This window comes from Streptomyces sp. NPDC087859 (assembly GCF_044742595.1).
GTDB lineage: Bacteria > Actinomycetota > Actinomycetes > Streptomycetales > Streptomycetaceae > Streptomyces > Streptomyces canus_F.
Genome location: NZ_JBIUUU010000026.1, coordinates 22495 through 43826, shown reverse-complemented (window position 1 = coordinate 43826; position 21332 = coordinate 22495). Strand labels below are relative to the sequence as shown.

The 21332-nt window shown below is 71.4% G+C and carries 12 protein-coding genes and 1 pseudogene; 5 read left to right on the top strand and 8 right to left on the bottom strand.

Annotation, left to right across the window (positions count from 1 at the left end; genetic code table 11):
• Window positions 1-9: 9 nt before the first annotated feature.
• The 7 genes from ACIOHP_RS43835 to ACIOHP_RS43805 all read right to left on the bottom strand — a co-directional run bounded on the left by ACIOHP_RS43835 (window position 10) and on the right by ACIOHP_RS43805 (window position 13588).
• Window positions 10-1002, bottom strand: a complete 993-nt coding sequence (locus ACIOHP_RS43835) for an alpha/beta hydrolase (RefSeq protein ID WP_401896469.1) — start codon at window positions 1000-1002, stop codon at window positions 10-12.
• A gap of 22 nt (window positions 1003-1024) precedes the next feature.
• Window positions 1025-5215: a beta-ketoacyl synthase N-terminal-like domain-containing protein gene (locus ACIOHP_RS43830; RefSeq protein WP_401896466.1), complete on the bottom strand. Its 4191-nt coding sequence runs from the start codon at window positions 5213-5215 to the stop codon at window positions 1025-1027.
• Complete coding sequence (locus ACIOHP_RS43825) at window positions 5212-6960, bottom strand: fatty acyl-AMP ligase (RefSeq protein ID WP_401896464.1); 1749 nt, start codon at window positions 6958-6960, stop codon at window positions 5212-5214. Before ACIOHP_RS43825 ends, ACIOHP_RS43830 begins: the two co-directional genes overlap by 4 nt.
• A gap of 38 nt (window positions 6961-6998) precedes the next feature.
• Complete coding sequence (locus ACIOHP_RS43820) at window positions 6999-8609, bottom strand: acyl-CoA carboxylase subunit beta (protein ID WP_401896463.1); 1611 nt, start codon at window positions 8607-8609, stop codon at window positions 6999-7001.
• A 200-nt stretch (window positions 8610-8809) separates the two neighbouring features.
• Window positions 8810-9799, bottom strand: a complete 990-nt coding sequence (locus ACIOHP_RS43815) for a tetratricopeptide repeat protein (RefSeq protein WP_401896460.1) — start codon at window positions 9797-9799, stop codon at window positions 8810-8812.
• Between the two features lie 87 nt (window positions 9800-9886).
• Window positions 9887-11926, bottom strand: a complete 2040-nt coding sequence (locus ACIOHP_RS43810) for a non-reducing end alpha-L-arabinofuranosidase family hydrolase (protein WP_401896458.1) — start codon at window positions 11924-11926, stop codon at window positions 9887-9889.
• A gap of 54 nt (window positions 11927-11980) precedes the next feature.
• Window positions 11981-13588, bottom strand: a complete 1608-nt coding sequence (locus ACIOHP_RS43805) for a glycoside hydrolase 43 family protein (RefSeq protein WP_401896457.1) — start codon at window positions 13586-13588, stop codon at window positions 11981-11983.
• A gap of 424 nt (window positions 13589-14012) precedes the next feature.
• On the opposite strand from ACIOHP_RS43805, the gene ACIOHP_RS43800 reads away from it, so the two are divergent.
• Window positions 14013-15659, top strand: a complete 1647-nt coding sequence (locus ACIOHP_RS43800; RefSeq protein WP_401896454.1) for a glycoside hydrolase family 27 protein — start codon at window positions 14013-14015, stop codon at window positions 15657-15659.
• A 76-nt stretch (window positions 15660-15735) separates the two neighbouring features.
• Window positions 15736-16977 (top strand): cellulose binding domain-containing protein, encoded by a 1242-nt coding sequence (locus ACIOHP_RS43795; RefSeq protein WP_401896452.1) that lies wholly within the window; start codon window positions 15736-15738, stop codon window positions 16975-16977.
• 135 nt (window positions 16978-17112) lie between these two features.
• On the opposite strand, the pseudogene ACIOHP_RS43790 reads toward ACIOHP_RS43795, so the two are convergent.
• A pseudogene (locus tag ACIOHP_RS43790) lies at window positions 17113-17565 on the bottom strand (TetR/AcrR family transcriptional regulator); the annotation flags it as partial.
• A 129-nt stretch (window positions 17566-17694) separates the two neighbouring features.
• On the opposite strand from ACIOHP_RS43790, the gene ACIOHP_RS43785 reads away from it, so the two are divergent.
• The 3 genes from ACIOHP_RS43785 to ACIOHP_RS43775 are packed head-to-tail and all read left to right on the top strand — an operon-like array spanning window position 17695 to window position 21325.
• Complete coding sequence (locus tag ACIOHP_RS43785; RefSeq protein WP_401896450.1) at window positions 17695-19041, top strand: flavin-containing monooxygenase; 1347 nt, start codon at window positions 17695-17697, stop codon at window positions 19039-19041.
• Window positions 19038-19916, top strand: a complete 879-nt coding sequence (locus ACIOHP_RS43780; RefSeq protein ID WP_401896448.1) for an SDR family NAD(P)-dependent oxidoreductase — start codon at window positions 19038-19040, stop codon at window positions 19914-19916. The genes ACIOHP_RS43785 and ACIOHP_RS43780 overlap by 4 nt, the downstream gene beginning before the upstream one ends.
• A complete protein-coding gene (locus ACIOHP_RS43775) occupies window positions 19913-21325 on the top strand; it encodes an aldehyde dehydrogenase family protein (RefSeq protein ID WP_401896446.1) in 1413 nt (470 codons plus the stop codon). The genes ACIOHP_RS43780 and ACIOHP_RS43775 overlap by 4 nt, the downstream gene beginning before the upstream one ends.
• Window positions 21326-21332 lie beyond the last annotated feature (7 nt).

The window sequence follows — 21332 nt, the reverse complement described above, 5'->3', positions numbered from 1 at the left end:
GCACCGGCCTCACGCCGCCACCCCCAGGGCACCGGCGAGCATCGGCCACGACGCGGCGAACTCCCGCTTCCAGTAGGTCCAGCTGTGCCCCCCTCCCGCGTAGTAGTGAGTCGTCACCGGGACGCGCAGCCGGGTGAGCGTGTCGGTGAAGGCGTGCGCCGACGGCCACAGCGCGCTCTCAAGCGCCTCCGGCAGCCAGTCGCCGCTCCCGCCCACCACCCCGCTGCCGCTGGACACGTACAGCGCGGTGCCGCGCAGCCCTGCCGCGCGGGCGCGCGGGTTGAAGTCCCGCCAGGTGAGCAGGTTCAGGATCGGGTTGCCCCACAGGGACAGCGGCGCCAGGTTCTCGCGGGCCACGATGGCGTCCATCAGGCTGGGCACGCCGGGGGCCGTGGTGTCGAGGATGCCGCTGTACGAGGCCGCCGCCGCGAACGTTCCCGGATGCCGCGCGGCGTGGGCCATCGCCCCGTAACCGCCGGTGGAGACCCCGGCGACGACCCGGACCGCGGACGCCCGGTAGGCCCGGGCGAGCAGCGCGGGGACCTCGGTGAGCTGGAAGGTCTCGTAGTCGGGGCCGCTGCGCCAGGCGGTGGGAATGCCGGTGGGCCCCGCGTCCGGCATCGCCACGATCAGCTCCCGACCCTCCGTGAACGCCACGATGTCCGTCTCCCGGGTCCAGGAGGTGTAGTCGTCGTGGGCACCGTGGAGGAGGTACAGCACGGGGTACGTGCGGCCCGGCTGTGTGGTGAAGGAGGAGGGGAGCACCAGCCGCACCGGGGCGCTGCGGCCCAGGGCGGCGGAGGGCAGGGAGACATCGAGGGTGCGGGGGCCGAGCCGGGTGACGCTGGGAGCGCTGGCCGCCCGGCGGGTGGTCGCCCCGGCGGTGCCGGTGGCGGTGGCGCCGAAGAGGGCGGCCAGGCCGGTGGCGGCGGCCGCTCTGGTGACGGCGCGGCGGGACACTCCGGCGGTACCCCGGGATGATGCGGTGGTGCGGTCGGGCATGGCGGCTCTCCTCGGATCGGATTCAGCGGCGGTCCTTCGCGAGCTCCCACCGCAGATGGGCGGCGATCTCATCGACGTGCGGCGGGTCGAGGAGCGACAGATGGTGGCCCGTGACCCGGACGACGGACAGATCCGGGCACACCTCGTCCCAGCCGAGCGATGCGTCGTCGCGTTCGTACGCCGGGTCGCGCACGGTGTGCGGGGCCGGGTCGGTGGCCCGGTAGAGGACCACGGGCCCGTCGTAACGGCCCGGCCGGTGGGCCTCGCCGATCCGCAGGTCCAGATAGGAGGACCGCTGGTGCTCCAGGGCGGCGCGCGGCAGGTCGGCCGCCTCGCGCAGGGCCCGCAGTACCGTGTCGATGCGCTCGCCGTCGTCCTTCGTCGCAACCAACTCGTCGTACGGCAACCGCAGTTGGACACCGTACGTCTCGGCGACATGGCGGGCGAAGCCGGTGAAGTGGGCGCGGATGCGGTCGGCCTCCGTGCCTTCCGACCGAGGCAGCGGTCGTACGGAGTCGATGAGCACCACCAGCTGCACGTCCCGCCCGGCCGTCGTGAGCTGCCGCGCCGCCTCCTGCGCGACGAACCCGCCGAACGACCAACCGCCCAGCAGACAGGGCCCGTCGGGATGCGCGGCGGCCACCGCCTCGGCGTAGCGACGCGCCTTCTCGCCGACCGTACGGACTTCCGCGAGCCGCTCGAGGCCGTACACCGGCCGCTGCCCGTCGAGGCGTTCGACGAGGTGCCGGTAGACGTCGGTCGTGCCACCGGCGGCGTGGACGAGGAAGAGCGGGGGGTGGGAGCCCGCGAGGTGGAGGGGGTGGAGTGGGGGATGTGGATCCGAGGTGAGCAGTGGTGGGAGCGGGGGCTGCTCGCCGGTCGGCTTCGTCGGCGGCGCCTGGATGTCCTCGGTCCCCGACGCGATCCCGGCCAGTGCTTGCTGGATGCGGGTCGCCGTGTCCTGGACGGTGGTGGCGCCCAGCAGGTCACGCAGGGGCAGTTCGATCGCGAACTCGCGTTCCAGGGCGCTGCGGATGCGGACGGCCATCAGGGAGTCCAGGCCCAGTTCGGCGAATGCCGTGGTGGGGGTGATACGAGTCGGCGGGTGCCCGGTGACGGCGGCGATGTGATGGCAGAGACGGTCCGAGACCGAGGCGTCCCTTGCCACGCGTCCGCTCTCCGGCCGGTGCCCGCCCGCCTCAGGCACCACGCGCCCCGCCATGGAGAGCGGGCCCCGTGCCGACCACGCCCTCGGCAGACCTACGGCCGGGCTCTCCGCCCGCCCGTCCGTCCACCAGTGCCGCACGTGCCGCCAGCGAGGCAGGGGAAGGTCGGTGATCCGGCCGGGCGGCAGGGGCAGGCGTGACCCGGCGGTGTGGAGGGTGCCGAGTTGGGTGAGGAAGCCGGCGGAGGTGTCGGCACCGCGGTGGAGGGTGCCGAGGGCGAGGGCACCCGGCGCGGTGTCGGTGATGGCCCGGGTGAGGACGGGGTGCGGGGACAACTCGACGAAGGCGGTGTGGCCGTCGGCGGCGGCCGCGGCGACGGCCCGGTCGAGGCGTACGGGCCGCCGCAGGTTCGCGACCCAATGCGCCGCGTCGAAGACACAGTCGTCCCGCGGGCCGTCCAGCACGGTGGAGTAGACGGGGATGTGGGGGCGGCCACCTCGGATGTCCGCGAGCGCGTCGGTCAACTCCGCCAGGAGCGGCTCCACTTGAGGGGAATGCCCTGCCCCGACCACCCGCATCGCCCGCGCGGCCCGCCCTTCTTGCTCAAGTCGGCGCACGAGCCCGGCCACCGCGGCCTCCTCCCCGGTGACCACCTTCTGGCGCGGGGAGGAATGCACGGCGACATGAACACCAGGGAAGTCCCGTTCCAGAGCGTCGAGTTCGCTGTCGTCGAGGTCGACCACCGCCATCGACCCACCGCGTAATCCGCTGAGCAGCCGAGCCCGTACGGCGACGACGCGCGCCGCGTCCGACACCTCCAGCGCGCCTGCGCACACCGCGGCGGCCACCTCGCCCAGGGAGTGGCCGATCACGGCGACCGGCTCGACGCCGTGTGCCCGCCACAGCTCGGCGAGAGCCAACTGGACGCCGAAGAGCACGGGTTGAGCAACCTCCAGCCGGTCGAGGTCGCCTCCGGAAGCCAGGTGGTCGCGGAGGGAGAACCCGCACTCGGGGGCCAGTTGCGCGTCCACCTTCTCCACGGCCGCGGCGAAGTCGGGTTCCTCGTCCAGCAGCCGCTGCCCCATGCCGGCCCACTGGCTCCCGTACCCGGAGAAGACCCACACCGGGCCGCGCCCGACTAGGTCCAGGTCGCCCGTCATGACCCGTGCGTGCGGTCGTCCTGCCGCCAGCGCGCCCAGACCGTCGGCCAGTTCGGCTCGGTCACCGGCGACGATCGCGGCTCGCGCAGGCCCCCGTCCCGTCCGCCCGGCGAGCGTACGGGCCACGTCGGCGAGGTGCGCGGCGTCTGCCTCGGGCGTGCCGAGCCAGTCCGCAAGCCGGCCGGCGGTGTCACGGACGCGCGCGGCATCGGCGTCGGACAGGAGGTGGAGGCGGGCGGGAGGTGCGTCGGCCGGGGGCGGGAGGAGGGCGCCGGGGCGCCATTCCTCCAGTACGGCGTGGGCGTTGGTGCCGCCGAACCCGAATCCGGAGACCCCGGCGGTGGCGGTACCGCCGTACCGGGGCCAGGGCTCGGCCTCCGTCACGACCCGCAGTCGTACGTCGTCGTCCAGGGCGCTGCCTTCGGCACAGTGCAGCGAGGGAGGAATCAGGTCGTGATGGAGGGCGAGCACCGTCTTCACCAGGCCGGCGATGCCCGCGGCGGACTCCAGGTGGCCGAGGTTGCCCTTGACCGAGCCCAGGAGCAGCGGCTGGTCGGGGTCGCGGCCCGTGCCGAGCACGGCGCCGAGCGCGCCCGCCTCGATGGGGTCGCCGAGCGGGGTGCCGGTGCCGTGCGCCTCGACGTGGTCGATGCGTGCGGGGGCGAGCCCGGCTCGCACGTAGGCGGTCGCCAAGAGGGCCTGCTGGGCGGCCGGGTTGGGGGCCAGGAGGCCGTTGGAGCGGCCGTCGGAGTTGACGGCGGTGGAGCGGATGACGGCGAGGACGCGGTCGCCGTCCCGCTCGGCGTCGGACAGCCGCTTCAGCAGCACCGCCGCGCAGCCCTCGCCACGGCCGATGCCGTCGGCCGCCGCCGAGAACGGCTTGCACCGCCCGTCCGGCGCGAGCGCGCCCGCCCGTCGGAACGCGACGGTGACCGTGGGGGAGAGCAGCAGATTGACCCCCGCGGCGATCGCCAGGTCGCTCTCGCCCGTGCGCAGGCTGACGCACGCGTGGTGCACGGCGACCAGCGAGGACGAGCACGCGGTGTCGACGGCCATGCTCGGCCCGCGCGTGTCCAGGACGTACGACAGTCGGCCCGCCGCCACGCTCAGTGCCCCGCCCGCCGGGGCCCACGGATCGACGGCCTCCGGGTCGGCACCGGTGAGCTGGCCGTACTCGGGAGCCGAGACCCCGACGAAGACACCGGTAGCGGTGCCGGCGAGGGACGCGGCCGGGACGGCGGCGTGGTCGAGGGTCTCCTGGACGACCTCCAGCAGGATCCGCTGCTGCGGGTCCATCACCGCGGCCTCGCGCGGCGTGATGCGGAAGAAGTCCGCGTCGAACCCGGCGATGTCGTCCAGGTAGCCGCCGTGAGCGAGCGCGTCGGCGGGCGGGTACGGCGTGAAGTCCCGCCACCGGTCCTCCGGCACCCGCCGGATGGCGTCGACGCCCTCGCGCAGCAACCGCCAGTACGCGTCCGGGCCGTGCGTGCCCCCGGGCAGCCGACAGCCGACCCCGACGACCGCGATCGGCTCGCCGGGCTCGGGTGCGGGAGCCGTGGGCGGAGGAACCGCGCTCTGTGCCGGAGCGATGTCCGCCGCGGCACCGCACACCCACTCCACCAGCGCGTCCCCCGTGGCCGCCTCCCACAGAAGCGTCGCCGGCAGGTCGAGGCCCGTGGCCCGGGACAACTCCCCGGCCAGCGCGACCGCGTCCCGCGAGGACATCCCGAGATCCGCGAGCGGCTGGTCCATCGGCACGTCCCCGACCGCGATACCGCTCCAGGCGGCCACCTTCTCGGCGATCAGCCGACGCAACGCGCTCTCTTCGCCCTCCCCTTCGGCGACCAGGCGGCGGAGGTGGCCTTCTCGCCCGCTCGCGTGCCTCATCCCGCGACCTCCGTCGCGTAGGCACCCGCCAGATAGCGATCGCGGGTTAGCGCCCGGGACACCTTTCCGCTGGAGGTACGGGGCACCGTGCCCGGCGGGACGAGAACCACGTCGGAGAGCCGCAGCCCGTGCCGTGCGGAGACGGCCGCGCGTACGGTCCGCACGAGGGCCGGTACGTCGATGTCGGCGAGCGGCACGGCCCGTGCGTGTTCCGCGACGACGATGACGCGCTCCCCGGAGCCGCCCGGTACGCCGAACGCGGCGAGCCGGTCGCGTCGCACGGCCGGATGGGCGTCCTGGGCCGTGGCCTCGACATCCTGCGGGTAGTGGTTGCGTCCGTCGACGACGATGAGGTCCTTCAGCCGCCCGGTGACGATCAACTGCCCGTCCAGGACCGTTCCCAGATCGCCGGTGCGCAGCCATTTGCCCGGCCCGGCCGCGACATCGGCGAGTACGGCCCCGAAGACGCGCTGGGTCTGGGGCTCCTGGTTCCGGTATCCCCGCCCCACGTTGGGGCCCTGCACCCAGATCTCGCCGACCTCGCCCTCGGCCAGTGCCTCCCGCGACACCGGGTCGGCGATCCGTACACGCTGGCCCGCCGGAGCCCCGCAGCCGGTCAGCAGCACGGCCCTCGGATCGTCGGGCCGCGCGGGCAGGGCCTTCCCGGTGGCCAGGGCGTCACGGTCGAGCGCGAACCTGCGCAACGGCTGCCAAGGGCGGGCGGCGCTGACGAACACGGTCGCCTCGGCCAGCCCGTACGACGGACAGTGCGTCTCCGGGAGGAGACCCTGGGCGGCGAACGCGGCGTGGAAACGATCGGCCGTGCCGGCGCGGACCGGCTCGCTCCCGTTGATCAGGGCGAAGACGCCGTCCAGCCGCAGGTCGGCCTTCTGCGCCTCGGCGACCGTCGCCGCGCAGTAGTCGTAGGCGAAGTTGGGGGCCGCGCTCAGCGCGCGCGGGTGCGCGGCCAGCAGCCGCAGCCAGCGCACCGGCTCGTGCAGGAACGCCACCGGATCCATGAGGACCGACAACAGACCCCGCACCACCGGCGCCGCGACACTGAGCACGAGTCCCATGTCGTGGTACAGCGGCAGCCAGCCCACACAGGTCACCGGATGCACGTCGGCACCGTAGGCGGCCAGCGCCTGGCGGGCGTTGGCGACCACATTGGCATGGGTGATCTCCACACCCGCCGGGGTGCGGGTCGAGCCGGAGGTGTACTGGAGGTACGCGACCGCCTCGGCGTCGAGGGTGCCGGGCTGCCAGTCACCGGCGGCGGCGTCGGGTACTTGGTCCCCGGCGACGACCTTCACGTCCCTGTTCTCGCACAACTCGCGTACCTCCGCGAGCGCGTGACCCGCCGTCACGACGACTGCCGGGCGCGCGTCCGCCAGCACCGCCGACAGCCGGTCGCCCTGCCCGGGCAGCCCTGGTGGATACAGCGGTACGGCGACCAGGCCGGCGGCCAGCGCCCCGAGAAAGGCGGTGATGTAGTCCGTCCCTTGGGGACACAGCACCGCGACACGTTCCCCGGGCTCCGCCTCGGCGGCGAGCCGGGCGGCCATGGCCCGCATCCGCAGGTCCAGCCGGCGCCAGGTCAGCGTGCGGTGGACGCCGCGCGAGTGCGGCGCGGGATGGTCGACGAAGGTGAACGCCCGGCGGTCGGGGGTGGTCTCGGCCCAGTGCCGCACGTACTCCGGCAGACTCCGGAACACGGGCGCGAGCGGGGGGCGGCGGCTGTCCATCGGGCATGGGCTCCTCACGTCGCGGGGACGGCTAGCGGTCAGAGCGGGATGTTGCCGTGGCGGCGCTCCGGCATCGGTGCCCGCTTGCCGCGCAGGGTGCGCAGGGCACGGCAGATGTGGGCGCGGGTGTCGCGCGGGGCGATGACGGCGTCGATGTAGCCGCGCTCGGCGGCGAGGTACGGGGTGCCGTACGTGCTCTCGTACGCGGCGACGAGACGGGCACGCAACGCCTCGGGGTCGGCCGCGGCGGCGAGTTCACGGCGATGCAGGACGCCCACCGCGCCCTCGGCACCCATGACGGCGATGCGGGCGGTGGGCCAGGCGAGGTTGATGTCGGCGCCCAGGTGCTTGGAGCCCATCACCGCGTATCCGCCGCCGTACGCCTTGCGCACCACCACGGTGACCTTGGGGACGGTCGCCTCGGCGTACGCGTACAGGAGTTTGGCGCCGCGCCGGATGATGCCGGCCTGCTCCTGGCGGACTCCGGAGAGATAGCCCGGGACATCGGCGAAGGTCAGCAGGGGGATGCCGAACGCGTCGCAGAACCGTACGAACCGCGCGGCCTTCTCGGAGGCGTCGATGTCGAGGACCCCGGCGGCGTGCAGCGGCTGGTTGGCGACGACTCCGACGGCACCGCCCTCGACGAAGGCCAGTGCGCAGATGATGTTCGGAGCGAACAGCTCCTGCACCTCCAGGAGTTCGCCGTCGTCGACGACCGAGCGCAGGATGTCGCGCATGTCGTAGGCCTGCCCGAGCCGGTCCGGAACCACCGTGTCGAGACACCGCCCGGCGGGCGCGGCCCCCGGCGCGTACTGCGGGGGCCGCTCCAGGTTGTTGGCGGGCAGGTACGACAGCAGGTCGCGGACGGTGTCGAGGGCGTTTACCTCGTCGGCGGCGAGGAAGTGGGCGTTGCCGTTAACGGTGTTGCTGGTACGGGCGCCGCCCAGTTCCTCGGCGCTGGTGCGCTCGCCGGTGACCGTCTCGATGACGTCGGGACCGGTGACGAACATGTGCGAGGCACCGTCCACCATCACGGTGAAGTCGGTGATGGCCGGCGAGTACGCGGCGCCGCCGGCGCACGGGCCCAGGACGACCGAGATCTGCGGGATCACCCCGGACGCCTGCACGTTGCGGCGCACCAGCTCGGCGTAGAGGGCGAGCGAGGTGACGCCCTCCTGGATACGGGCGCCACCGCCGTCGTTGAGGCCGATGACCGGACAGCCGGTCTTCAGGGCGAGGTCCATCAGCGCGAGCGTCTTCTGCCCGAAGGCCTCGCCCATGCTGCCGCCGAAGACCGTGGAGTCCTGGGCGAAGACACAGACGGCTCGGTTGTCGATCGTGCCGTACCCGGTGACCACCCCGTCGCCGTACGGGCGCCCGGCGCCGTCGCCGGTGGGCCTGGCGCGTACGAACAGACCCGTCTCGGTGAACGAGCCCGCGTCCAGCAGCAGGTCGATCCGCTCCCGGGCGCCGTACTCCCCACGTCTCCTGGGCCCTTGCGCGGTGACCGCCCGCGTCCGGCGGCTCTCCAGTGCGGTGATGCGATCGACGGTTCGGTCCACGGATCGTTCGGCGATCGGGTCGGGCACCCGGCCGGCCTCCCTCTCCGCCACCGGCCCCGCCCTGGATGTCTCCACCTCAAGTGTCATGGCCACCTCCGAAGTGGCTACCGAATATGGCAGCGCCGCAGGGGCGGACCGGGTCGATCGGGCTTCTGTTTGGGGGAGATGAGTCCCGGGGGGCCGTGGATAGTCCGTGGGTGACAAGGGCCGGGGCGGGACGGGGGCGCCCCGCAGGGCATCGGGGTGACGGCGTGCGGGTACCGGCGGCGCGATCAGTGGAGGGTCGGTCAGCCCGCGTGCCGGCGGGTGCGGCGGGCCTCGGCCACGAGGGCGCCGGGCAGTCCCGGTCCCGCGCACGCGTAGTCGATCAGGAGGTCGCGGTAGGAGGTGTTCGTGAGTTGCGGCGCGACGGCGATCAGGTTCCGCAGGTTGTCGGACGAGCCGGTCAGGCGGGCGCGGTAGGCGGCGTGTGCCGCGCGTGGGGAGACTTCGTCCGGAGCGTGTGCCAGGCCCTGTTCGGCGTGACTCACGGCCGCGGCGAAGTCGCCCTGTTCGGCACGCAGGTCGGCAAGGTCCAGGTGCAGCGACCAGTTGTCGGGCTCCAGGGCCAGGGCACGCGCGAAGGCGGTCGCGGCCTGGTCCAGGTCGCCCATCGCCCGCCAGGTGCCCGCTCGGGTGACCTCGGTCCACATGACCCGGTCGACGGCGTCGGCACGGTCGCACAGCGCGAACGACAGCTCGTGGCGACCGCAGGCCCGAGGCAGCCGGGCCATGGAGGCCAGCGACTCCGGCACGGGACTGCGCTCGGACACGACGTCGATGGCATGGAACCAGGGCGCGAACCGTTCACGCGTCTCGTCGGAGTCCAGGACACGGCCGTAGTCCAAGGTCCGCAGACACGCCTCGGCCAGCGCCTGGGCACTCACCGCGCCCAGAAGTCCGGCATCGCCGAACCACGGGGCAGCGCCCCAGGCCACGTCCGGCCGCACCCCCGTGACCGAGCCGAGGGTCATCACCGCGTCGTCCATGTCCCCGTCGAGGAACAGGAAGTAGGCCTGCGCCGGCACCGTGCTCAAGGAGCCGTCCCCTTCGAGACCCTCCTTCAGCTCGGAGCGCCGCTCACGCCACAACTCGGCGAGGGCCGCATAGGGCTCCGGGGCCGCCGGCGCGGAGGCTATCGCCCCCACCAGATACTCCACGGCGCGGACCGGGCTTCCGCCGCAGTGCGCCATCACACCGGCGAGCGCGACTCCCGCCGTCACTGAACGATTCGACATCGCCAGAGAATATCCGTGGCCCGGTGACCGGGCAGGACGTGGACCCCGCACGAGCGGCGGGGCCCACATCGCCAACCGGTCACCTGGTCAGCAGGTCGAGTTGGTCTGGGTGAGCAGGCCCAGTCGCCACGGCAGGTTGTTGTAGTCGCCGCCCGCGTTGGGGTTCATCCCTTGGTACAGGTACTGGAGCCTGCACGAGGGGATGGTCAGTGTCTGGTCGTAGCCGGCGCGGATCATCTCGCCGTGGCTGATGTCCCTGGTCCAGGATCCGGAGGGGAAGGTCACGTTGCTCGCCTTGGCGAACGGGTTGCTCTCGGAGGCGGCCAGCGGTGTCCACGAACCGGCGAGGCTGCTCGTCGTCCAGGAGCGGAAGTAGCGCCGGCCGTCCGAGCCGATGGCCTCGACCAGGAGCAGGTACTGGTCGGAGCCCTGCACCTTGTAGACGTTGCTCGCTTCCCACAGGGCGTACTTGTTGGAGTCCTGGGCCACGATGACGGTGTTGGTGAACCCGTTCGGGAACTGGCCGACGGTCGTCCGGGAGCGGTAGAGGTGCCCGTTGTCGTCGGAGGAGAACAGATAGCAGTTGGCGCTGTCGCAGATCACCCACATGTCGACCCAGTGGCCGTTGCCGATGTTCTGCCTGATGATGTCCGGCATCGACGCGTAGAAGTTGCGCGGTGCGCTCCACCCGTTGGGGTTGCTGATGTCGGGGTTGGTCGAGTACGACGCGTTGCCGGTCTGGTAGACGAGGTACCACAGGCGCTGCGCGGTGTTGTAGAAGACCTGGGGCGCGGCCCGGTACCCGGTGCCGATGGCCGTGCGGTCGAGGTAGTGGTGCGTGGCGGAGCCCGCCTGCGACCAGTCGGAGAAGCTCAGGTACACGAGGTTGTACCCGGCGGAGCTCGCGGTGCTCGCGAACACGTGGTACTTGCCGTTGTAGTAGACGACCGACGGGTCCTTGACCGCCGCGATGTTGTGGCTCGAGTCCGGTTTCGGCCCGATCAGGGCCCCGCTGGAACTCCACGAGAAGCGGGAGGGGAGGGCGGCGGCGGACTTGGCCGACAGGGCGGTCGTGCTCTGTGCACCGGTCGTGCTCTGTGCGGCGGCCGTGCCGCCCATCGCGGTCAACGCCGCCTGGTACGCCGCCTTCTTGTTGCCGTTCCGGTCGAACAGCAGCGGGTTCTCGCCACTGCGCCAGGAGTCGCTGTCCCGGATGCCCCAGACGGTGATGCCGGTGCAGCGCGACACGTTCATGCAGGCCCGCACCGAGTTCGCGTACGCCGTGGCCGGTGCCTGGGCGATGTCCAGTTCGGTGATCTGTACGTCCACGCCGAGGGCGGCGAAGTTCGACAGAGTGCTCTGGAAGCTGGAGGGCGGGCCGCCGGTGCCGAAGTGCGCCTGGAAGCCGACGCAGTCGATGGGCACCCCGCGCGACTTGAAGTCGCGCACCATGCGGTAGACGCCCTGGGTCTTCGCGGCGCTCCAGTTCTCGATGTTGTAGTCATTGTAGCAGAGCTTGGCCGCCGGGTCGGCCGACCGTGCGGTGCGGAAGGCCTGTTCGATGAAGCCGTCGCCGAGCAGGTTCTGGAACACCGAGGGCCGGTGCTGGCCGCTGCCGCCGTCGGCGAAGGCCTCGTTGACGACGTCCCAGGAGTGGATCCGGCCCTTGTAGTGGTTCGCGACGGTGGTGATGTGGTTGTTCATCACGCTGCGCAGGGTGTTCGCGTCGGTGATGGAGCTGACCCAGCCGGGCAGTTGGGAGTGCCACACCAGGGTGTGGCCGCGCACGCGCTGGCCGCGGGCCGTCGCGCGGTTGACGATCTGGTCGGCGGGGCCGAAGGTGAACGAGCCCCGGGATCGCTCGGTGGTGTCCCACTTCATCTCGTTCTCGGGTGTGACCTGGTTGAACTCGCGGTCCAGGATCCCGGTGTACGTGCCGTCGCCGAGCTTTCCGGCGGCCACCGCGGTGCCGAAGTACCGTCCGGACTGGGCGGCTTGGGCGCCGAGTGTGGAGGCCCGGACGGCATCGGGTGCGGCGGTCGCGGCCTCCGGCGCCATCAGGGCGGCGACCGCCAGCAGGGACAGCACCGAGGCTCGGCGACGGCCGAGCCGTTTCAGCGGGTTCATGGTTCTCCTCGTACGGTGGGGGGTGGGGGGTGGGTTGTGCGATCCTCCGATCGTTCAGGGCGTGGCCAGCTCGAACCGCGGGATGCGGACCGAGCCGCCGAGTGCCTGGGTGGCGTGGTGGAAGAGGGCGAATCGGTAGCCCATGAAGAACCGCCAGTCGTTGCCCATGGAGAAGGCGGGGCCGAGGCGGATGAAGGTGGTGCCGTCGGTGCTGTAGGAGAAGGTGCCGGGACGTGCCGCGCCGGGGCGGATGTCCGCGGCCGCGCGCAGCCAGACACGGGAGCCGGACACGGGAGCGCTCGCGGCCTCCGTGCCGGTGCCGGTGGTGTTCCAGCTGCCGTCCATGGTCAGCCCGTTGACCATCACCACCCGCGTCGCGCCGCCGTCGCGCTTGACACCGATCCAGGCGGAGGAGTCACGCAGCAGCGCGAGTCCGGCCCGGTCGCCGTCGTGCATCGCCGAGAAGTCGAGCTGGACCGTGGCGGTCGAGGTGGGGCCCTGGATGCGGTGGGTGAGCGTGTTGCGGGCCCAGTACAGGTCGTTGGTGACGGTGGCGGTCCGCAGCGTCAGTCCGTTGTTCACCGACCACTTCGTGTTGTCCGGGTTGTGGTTCCACTCCCATCGCGGTTTGAGGCTCGTGCCGTCGAACGTGTCGACGCCGGTCATCGGGGTGACCTGGCGCGGTGGAGTGGGCACGGCCGGGCTGGGATACGACGTGCCCCACGCGCCGTTCACGAGTTGCACGACGGGCCAGCCGTCCGCGGTCCAGGTGACCGACGCCAGGGCGGGCACCCGGCCGCCGGGGTAGGCGTCCACGAACGCCATGTAGTACCAGGCACCGCTCTGCGTCTGCACCAACCCGCCCTGGTGCGGGACTCCACCTCCGGCGATCGGCCCGCGCAGGTCGAGGAGGACCTGCCGCATGGTGTAGGGACCGAAGGGGCCGCCCGACGACTTGAGGATGTACTGCCCGTTCGCGGGGCGGGTCAGGAAGATGTAGTACTGCCCGTTGATCTTGTAGAAGCGGGCACCCTCGAGGGTGCCGACACTCGACGGCGTGGTGAACACCTGTTGTGTGCGTACCTGGTTGCGGCCGTCGGGCGACAGCTGGGCCACGCTGATGGTGGTGTTCCCGTACGCCACGTACAGGGTGTCGTCGGTGTCGACGAGCAGTCCCGCGTCGTAGTAGGGCGTGCTGATCGTCGTCAGCCTGTTCCACGGTCCCTCGGCGGCGGTGGCCGTGTAGATGTACGTCCTGGCGAAGTCGATCTGGCCGAGCCAGTAGAAGGTCCGGTTGCTCGGCCGGTAGGCCAGCGACGACGCCCAGATGCCCCGGACATAGCCGCGGGCGCCGTTCAGGTCGTACTTGGTGCCGAAGTCGAGCACGGGCACCGAGTGGCCGGCGATCTCCCAGTTCACCAGGTCGTACGACCGCAGGACGGGCGCCCCGGGCGAGTAGTGCATCGTCGAGGCCGAGGCGTAGTAGGTGGCGCCGACGCGGATGATGTCGATGTCCGCGAAGTCCTGCCAGATCACCGGGTTGGTGAACGTGGCGGCGGCGGCAGCGTGGGCGGGGATGGCCGGAAGCAGGGCACCGGTGACCAGGCCGGTGGCGGTGGCCAGCACTCGGCGACGCCCCAGAGGTTGATCAGAGCATGACATGTCTATGTGTCGATCTCTCTGTGAGGGAGCGCTGTGGGGGTGGATCGGTCCCGCGAGGTTCGGTATGACGAACAGCAATCGACTCATCGAGCAACGGGATGATTGCGAGGCCCACAGCTCCCGTCAATACGCCTCGCATGATTCGATCGAAATGCCGAAACCTTTCGCATCCGGTCGTGCTCGATCGTCGACGAATCGGACCGCGGATCTCGATGCCTGCCGCCGAAGCGCGTGGAGGAGTCGGTTGACCGGCCGATTGCTGTTGACATGCCCAGAAGTCCCTCTAGTCTCCCTGGAGTCGGCGATCCGAAAGTAGATCGAAATTTCGGACGCCGATGTGAGTGTCATAGACATGTCACAAGCCTCTCCCGTACGTCGGTCATCCCTTGTCCGGCGCCCTTGCCTGCGTTGAAAGGAGCCCAGGGTGCTCAGACCATCGGGCAGACGACTTCTCCACCTGTTCGCGGCGGCCGCACTGACGGTCACCGCGTCCCTCACGGCCTCGGTCCACTCCACCGCCTCCGCCGCGCCCGGCAGTCCGGCGCTCACTCCGCCGCTGGGCTGGAACAGCTGGAACAGCTTCGGATGCGGGGTGACGGAGGCGCGGGTCCGCGAGGCCGCCGACGCGATGGTGTCCTCGGGCATGCGGGACGCGGGTTACCGGTACGTGGTGGTCGACGACTGCTGGTTCGACCCGCAGCGCGACACGGCGGGCAACCTGCGGGCCGACCCGGCCAAGTTCCCGAGCGGGATGAAGGCCCTCGGGGACTACATCCACGGCAAGGGGCTGAAGTTCGGCATCTACCAGGTGCCGGGCGAACGCACCTGCGCGCAGGCCACAGGCGGCTACCCGGGGTCCACGGGCAGCAGGGGACACGAGGTCCAGGACGCCACCACGTTCGCCTCCTGGGGCGTCGACTACCTCAAGTACGACTGGTGCTCCTCCAGCGGCACCCGTGACGAGCAGGTCGCGCGGTTCACGCTCATGCGCGACGCCCTGCGTGCCACCGGACGGCCCATCGTCTACAGCATCAACCCGAACAGCCTGCACGCCATCACCGGCGCCACGTACAACTGGGGCGAGGTCGCCGACCTGTGGCGGACGACCGAGGACCTGCTCGACATCTGGCAGAACGGCAACACCAACAGCTACCCGATGGGCGTCGGCAACGTCCTGGACGTCACCGCGCCGCTCGCGGCTCAGTCGGGCCCGGGGCACTGGAACGACCCCGACATGCTCGTCGTCGGCCGTCCCGGCCTGTCCCTGACCGAGTCCCGATCCCACTTCGCCCTGTGGGCCCTCCTCTCCGCCCCGCTCATGGCCGGCAACGACATCCGCACCATGTCCGCCGACGTGAGCGCGGTCCTGCGCAACCCGCGGCTGCTGGCGGTGAACCAGGACGCGCTCGGCGCGGGCGGGCGCCGGGTCCGAGACGACGGCAACACCGAGGTGTTCGCCAAGCCTCTGTCCGACGGATCGGTGGCGGTGGGCCTGTTCAACCGGGGCGGCGGCACCGCGATGGTCAGCACGACAGCGGCTCAAGTCGGTCTGACGGGCGGGTCGTTCACCCTCACGGATCTGTGGTCGGGCGGCACGTCGAGCACGTCCGGACAGATCTCGGCGAGCGTCCCCGCGCACGGTGTGGCGGCGTTCCGGGTGACCGGCGGCAGTCCGCTGGCCGCCACCACCTCGCGGCTGCGCGGCAACGGCTCCGGCCGCTGCATGGACGTGGACAACGCCTCCACCGCCGCGGGGGCCACCGTTCTGCTCTGGGACTGTCACACGGCCGCCAACCAGCTGTGGACCACGTGGGCGGGCGGCGAGATCCGCGTCTTCGGCGACAAGTGCCTCGACGCCTACAACCAGGGCACCGCCAACGGCACCCGGGTCATCACCTGGACCTGCAACGGCCAGAACAACCAGAAATGGACCATCGGCTCCGACGGGTCGGTCCGCAACGTCCACTCCGGACTCTGCCTAGACACCGACCGGGCCGGTACCGCCAACGGCACCGCACTGGTCCTGTGGACCTGCGACGGCAGGGCCGGTCAGAAGTGGAGCCGGCTGTGAACGGGGCGACGATCCAACAGCGAAGGGGAGTTGCATGAGGACCAGGACAAGGCCGAGATTTCACTTATGGGGCGCCGTGGTGGCGGTACTGCTCGTTCTGGCCACGGGAGGCACCGCACTGGGCAGCGGACCCGGCGCGAACACCGCGCTCCCGGCCGCCGCACCGACCGCCGGATGCGGCAAGGCCCCCACCCTGACGAGCGGTACGTACACGATCCAGAGCAACGGCAAGAGCCGGTCCTTCATCCTGCGGATCCCGGACGGCTACGACCAGAAGCGCGCGTACCGGCTCGTCTTCGGGTTCCACTGGCTGAGCGGCACCGCCACCGACGTCGCGACGGGCCGCACCGTGGAGACGGGCACCTGGGCCTACTACGGGCTCCAGCGGCAGGCGAACAACAGCACCGTCTTCGTCGCACCCCAGGGCCTCAACAACGGGTGGGCCAACACCGGCGGGGAAGACATCACGCTCGTCGACGACATCATCAGGCGGATCGAGTCGGACCTGTGCGTCGACACGACGCAGCGCTTCGCCCTGGGCTTCAGCTACGGCGCGGCCATGTCGTACGCGCTGGCCTGTTCCCGGGCGACCGTCTTCCGTGCGGTCGCGATCCAGAGCGGCGGGCTGCTCAGCGGGTGCAGCGGCGGCACCCAGCCCATCGCCTACCTCGGGGTGCACGGTCTCAGGGACAACGTCCTCGGCATCTCCGGGGGACGGACCCTGCGGGACAGGTTCGTCAGGAACAACGGCTGCACCGCACAGAATCCGCCCGAACCGGCGCAGGGCAGCCTGACGCACCGGATCACCACCTACTCGGGGTGCTCGGCCGGCCATCCGGTCGCCTGGGCCGCGTTCGACGAGGGGCACATCGCCGCTCCGCAGGACGGGGCCGCCGGTGACAGCGGCTCCAGGACCTGGCTGCCGGCGGAGGTGTGGAAGTTCTTCACCCAGTTCCAGACCTCCACCCCGACGCCCGGCACCGCGAGCTGCCAGGTCGGCGACACCGTCAGCGCCTGGAACTCCGGTCTGACCGCGAGCATCACCCTCACCAACACCGGCACCACCGCGATCGACGGCTGGTCCCTGGGCTTCACCCTGCCCGCCGGCCAGACCGTCACCTCCGGCTGGAACGCCGCCTACTCGCCCGCCTCCGGCCGGGTGACGGCCGTGAACGCGTCCCACAACGCGACCATCGCCCCCGGCGCGTCCGTCGACATCGGCTTCCAGGCCGGCCACACCGGCAACACCGCCTCGCCGGACGCGTACACCCTCAACGGCACGGCCTGCGCTGTCACGGGAGCAGGTGGCACCACATAGCGGCCGGCGAGCCGTACAGACCGGGACCGACGGGTCCCACCTCGATCGCGCCCGCATGACCATCTGTTCCGGCGGCGCTCTTCGGCACGCTGCTGAAGTGCGCCGCCGACTGCGTGCGAGTGCGCCCGGCCCCGATCAGCTCGCGGGCAGGGACACCAGATCCAGGCGCCCGCCGGCCATGGCCACCACGGCCGACACGAAGGCCTGGAGACAGGTGCGCTCGGCCTCCTCGTCGGGGAGGGAGAGGTGCTGCATGGTGAGCCCGTCGAAGCCGGCCAGGAAGAACCGCGCGATCGTCTCCGCATGCTGGGCAAGAGGCCGGCCGGTGCGCTCGGCCGCCTCGGCCACCAGCCTCGCCGTCACTTCGGTCACGCTCCGGCAGTGGCTCTCGAGGGCCTCGCTCAGAGCGGGGGAGCGGAGCGCGAACATGGTCAGCTCTGTGAGGAGCTGATGGTTGGCGGGCTGCTCCCGCACCGTTCGCCACAGCGCGGCGGCCAGGGCGTCGGCTGGAGCGGCCTGTTCGACCTGTGCGATCAGATCCTGCGTGAGCTGCTCCATGACGGCGCGGTACAGCCCTTCCTTCGTGCCGAGCCGGATGCCGCGGTCGCGCGGCCGCTGAGGTCCGGTCCCTGGCCGCGCGGGTCAGTTCCCGCTGAACGGCGGGTGCATACGTTTCCTCCAACGCCCGTGAAGCGGGACGAACGAGGAGGCAGGCCCGTGAAGGAAAGCCAGTTTGATACGTGTGTGATCGGGGCGGGGCCTGCCGGGCTGGCGGTCGCCAGGGCCCTGGCGGAGCGGAATCTCCCGTACACGCATCTGGAGCGGCACACCGGGCCCGGCGGTATCTGGGACATCGACAATCCCGGCGGCCCGATGTACGAGTCGGCCCACTTCATTTCCAGCAGGACCCTGTCGGGCTTCGGCGGCTTCCCGATGCCCGACCACTTCGCGGACTACCCGCCCCACCGGCAGATCCTGTCGTACCTGACGTCCTTCGCCGAGGCCTACGGGCTGACGGACCGCATCGAGTTCGGCGCCGAGGTCGAAAGCGTCCGGAAGAACGCGGACGGCACCTGGACGGTCACCCGGGCCGACGGCCGGGAAAGCGTGCACGGGCAGGTCGTCGTCTGCACGGGATCGCAGTGGCACCCCAACATCCCCGAACTGCCGGGGGAGTTCAGCGGAGAGGTCCGGCACACCGTCGGCTATCGCGGCGCGGAGGAACTGCGGGACAAGCGGGTCCTGGTCGTGGGCGCGGGCAACTCCGGATGCGACATCGCGTGCGACGCGGCCCGGACCGCGGACCACGCGGTGATCAGCATGCGGCGCGGATACTGGTTCATCCCCAAGCACCTCTTCGGCCGGCCGGTGGACACCATCGCCAACAGCGGGCCGCATCTGCCGATGTGGCTGGCGCAGCGGGTCTTCGGCGCCCTCCTGCGGATCATCAACGGGGACCCGACGCGGCTGGGGCTGCCGAAGCCGGACCACAAACTGTTCGAGACCCACCCCGCCATCAACTCGATGCTGATCCACCACCTCCAGCACGGCGACATCACCGCCAAGCCCGGGATCGCCCGCACCGAGGGCCGGACCGTGCACTTCACCGACGGCACGAGCGACGACTTCGACCTCGTCCTGCTCGCCACGGGCTACGTCCACAAAGTGCCGGTCGCGCAGCAGTACTTCGGCGACGAACAGCACCCCGACCTGTACCTGTCGTCGTTCTCGCGCGAGCACGAGGGCTTGTTCGGCATCGGCTTCGTCGAGACCAACTCCGGTGCCTACCAGCTCTTCGACACGCAGGCGCAGCTGATCGCCGGGTACCTCCACGACGTGCGGCACCGGCGGTCAAACGCGGAGCGGTTCACCCAGAGGATCCGCGCCGACCACCCGGATCTGTCCGGCGGGCTGAAGTTCGTCGACTCGCCGCGCCACACCGGCTACGTCGACAGCGGGGCCTTCGTGAAGTACCTGGGCAAGGTCGCTCGCGAGATGGGCTGGCGCACCGAGGGCCAGCCGCCGCCCGTGCGCTCCCTTCGACCCGCGGCAGCGACGGCATGAGCGCGTTCGACTTCACCGACAAGGTCATCGTGGTGACCGGCGGCGCGGGCGGCATCGGCAGCGCGCTGTGCCGTCGCTTCGCCTCCGGCGGCGCCCGCTGCGTCGTCGTCGACATCGACGCGGTCCGCGCTATGAGGGTGGCCGCGGACCTGCCGGGCGCCGGGCACACGGGCATCGGCTGTGACCTGATGAACCGGGCCCAGGTGGAGCGGCTGTTCGAGGTGGTCGCCGAGGACCACGGTGGGCTCGACGTACTCGTCAACAACGTGGGCATGACGAGCGCCGAACGCTTCGACGTCCGCAGTGTCGAGAGCATCGAGCGGGAGATCACCCTCAACCTGACCTCACCGCTGATCACGACCCGGATCGCCCTTCCTCTGCTCATGGCTTCCCGGGACGCCCGGGTGGTCACCACGGTTTCCCTCGGAGGGGTCTTCCCGCTGGGCGAGACCCCGATCTACACCGCTTCCAAGTTCGGGCTGCGCGGCGCGATGCTCGCCATCGGGCTCGACCTGAGGAGCAAGGGAATCCTGGCGGGGTCGGTGCTGCCGTCGGCGACCGACACCCGGATGTTGCGCCAGGAGGCCGTGGACGGCGGGAACTCCATACAGTTCCAGGATCCCCCGCAGCAGCCCGCCGACGTCGTCGCGGCCGTGGTGAGCCTGCTGGACAAGCCGCGACTGGAGGCCTACCCACGGGCGGGCGAGTCCCGTCTGGTGCGGTTCGCGATGCTCATGCCGAACCTGCTGCCCCGCGTCTTCCCGCTGTTCCGCAAACGCGGTGACCGTGGCATGGCCCGCTATCTGGAGGACCTGCGCCGACGCGGACTCGCCCGCCGTACCGACGGACGCTGGGAACTGGTGGAGGAAGCATGACCACGAACGAGATACTGCACGTCGTCAACCCCGCCACCGGCGAACCCATCACCACCCTTCCCGCCGCGAGCGCCGACGACGTCGCCAAGGCCGCCGAGCAGGCCCGGCAGGTCCACGACGCCCGGGTGTGGTCGCGGCTGCCGGTCAGGGAGCGCGGTGCGGTGCTGCTGCGACTCGCCGACCTCATGGAACGCGACGCGGAGATCCTCGCCCGGCTGGACAGCGAGGACGCGGGCAAGCCCATCACGGAGTGCCGTACGGGCGACGTACCGGGCGCGATCGAGTCGATCCGCTGGTTCGCCGAGGCGGCCGACAAGGTCTTCGGCCGCATCACGCCGGGCGGGCCCGACGGTCTCGGCCTCATGAGCCGGGAACCGGTCGGGGTCGTCGCGGCGATCCTGCCGTGGAACTACCCGCTGGCCATGACCGCCTGGAAGGTCGGACCGGCCCTGGCCGCCGGCAACTGTCTGCTGGTCAAGCCTGCCGAGGCGACCCCGCGCTCGGCCCTGCACCTGGCCGCGCTCGCAGCCGAGGCCGGTCTGCCCGACGGAGTGCTCACGGTGCTGCCCGGGTACGGCCAGGAAGCCGGGGCGGCCCTCGCCCGTGACCCCCTCGTGGGGGCGCTCTCCTTCACCGGGTCCACCGCGACCGGCCGCCGCATCCTCAAGGACGCCGCCGAGAGCAACTTCAAACGCGTCTCGCTGGAGATGGGCGGCAAGAGCCCCCAGGTGCTGATGGCCGACGCTCTCTCCTACGGCGACGAGCTGATCGACAACATGATCGAGGCCGCGTTCCTGACCATGGGGCAGAACTGCACGGCCGGCTCCCGGGTCCTGGTGCACCACGCCATCGCCGAGGAGGTTCTGGAGCGGTTCACGGCCGCAGCGAGGGGGCTAGTCATCGGCGATCCTGCCGACCCGAGCACGCAGGTTGGGCCGCTGATCAACCGAGCCGCCCTCGACCGGGTCGCGGGAGCCGTGGAGGCCGCCCGGGCCGGCGGAGCCCGGATCCACACCGGGGGACTGCCCCACGGTCTGCCCGCGCGAGGCGCCTACCACCCACCTACCGTGATCACCCGGGCCCCCGACGGCAGCGACGTCCTCACCAAGGAGCTCTTCGGCCCCGTCGTCACCGTCGAGACCTTCACCTCCGAGGACGAGGCGGTCCGCAGGGCCAACGCCACCGAGTACGGCCTCGCCGCCTCGGTGTGGACCCGCGATCTGGACACCGCGCTGCGGCTGGCCCGCGGCATCGAGGCCGGCGTGGTCTCCGTCAACGCCTACAGCGAGGGTGACATCAGCACACCCTTCGGCGGCTGGAAGCAGTCGGGATTCGGCGGCGCGGAGAAGTCCACCGACGCCTTCGACCAGTGGACCCGGGAGAAGACGATCTGGATCCGCACCCGCTGACCTCGGC

Coding starts and splice junctions, on each gene's coding strand:
- ACIOHP_RS43835 (WP_401896469.1), bottom strand. CDS start 1,002: ATGCCCGACCGCACCACCGCATCATCCCGGGGTACCGCCGGAGTGTCC.
- ACIOHP_RS43830 (WP_401896466.1), bottom strand. CDS start 5,215: ATGAGGCACGCGAGCGGGCGAGAAGGCCACCTCCGCCGCCTGGTCGCC.
- ACIOHP_RS43825 (WP_401896464.1), bottom strand. CDS start 6,960: ATGGACAGCCGCCGCCCCCCGCTCGCGCCCGTGTTCCGGAGTCTGCCG.
- ACIOHP_RS43820 (WP_401896463.1), bottom strand. CDS start 8,609: ATGACACTTGAGGTGGAGACATCCAGGGCGGGGCCGGTGGCGGAGAGG.
- ACIOHP_RS43815 (WP_401896460.1), bottom strand. CDS start 9,799: ATGTCGAATCGTTCAGTGACGGCGGGAGTCGCGCTCGCCGGTGTGATG.
- ACIOHP_RS43810 (WP_401896458.1), bottom strand. CDS start 11,926: ATGAACCCGCTGAAACGGCTCGGCCGTCGCCGAGCCTCGGTGCTGTCC.
- ACIOHP_RS43805 (WP_401896457.1), bottom strand. CDS start 13,588: ATGTCATGCTCTGATCAACCTCTGGGGCGTCGCCGAGTGCTGGCCACC.
- ACIOHP_RS43780 (WP_401896448.1), top strand. CDS start 19,038: ATGAGCGCGTTCGACTTCACCGACAAGGTCATCGTGGTGACCGGCGGC.
- ACIOHP_RS43775 (WP_401896446.1), top strand. CDS start 19,913: ATGACCACGAACGAGATACTGCACGTCGTCAACCCCGCCACCGGCGAA.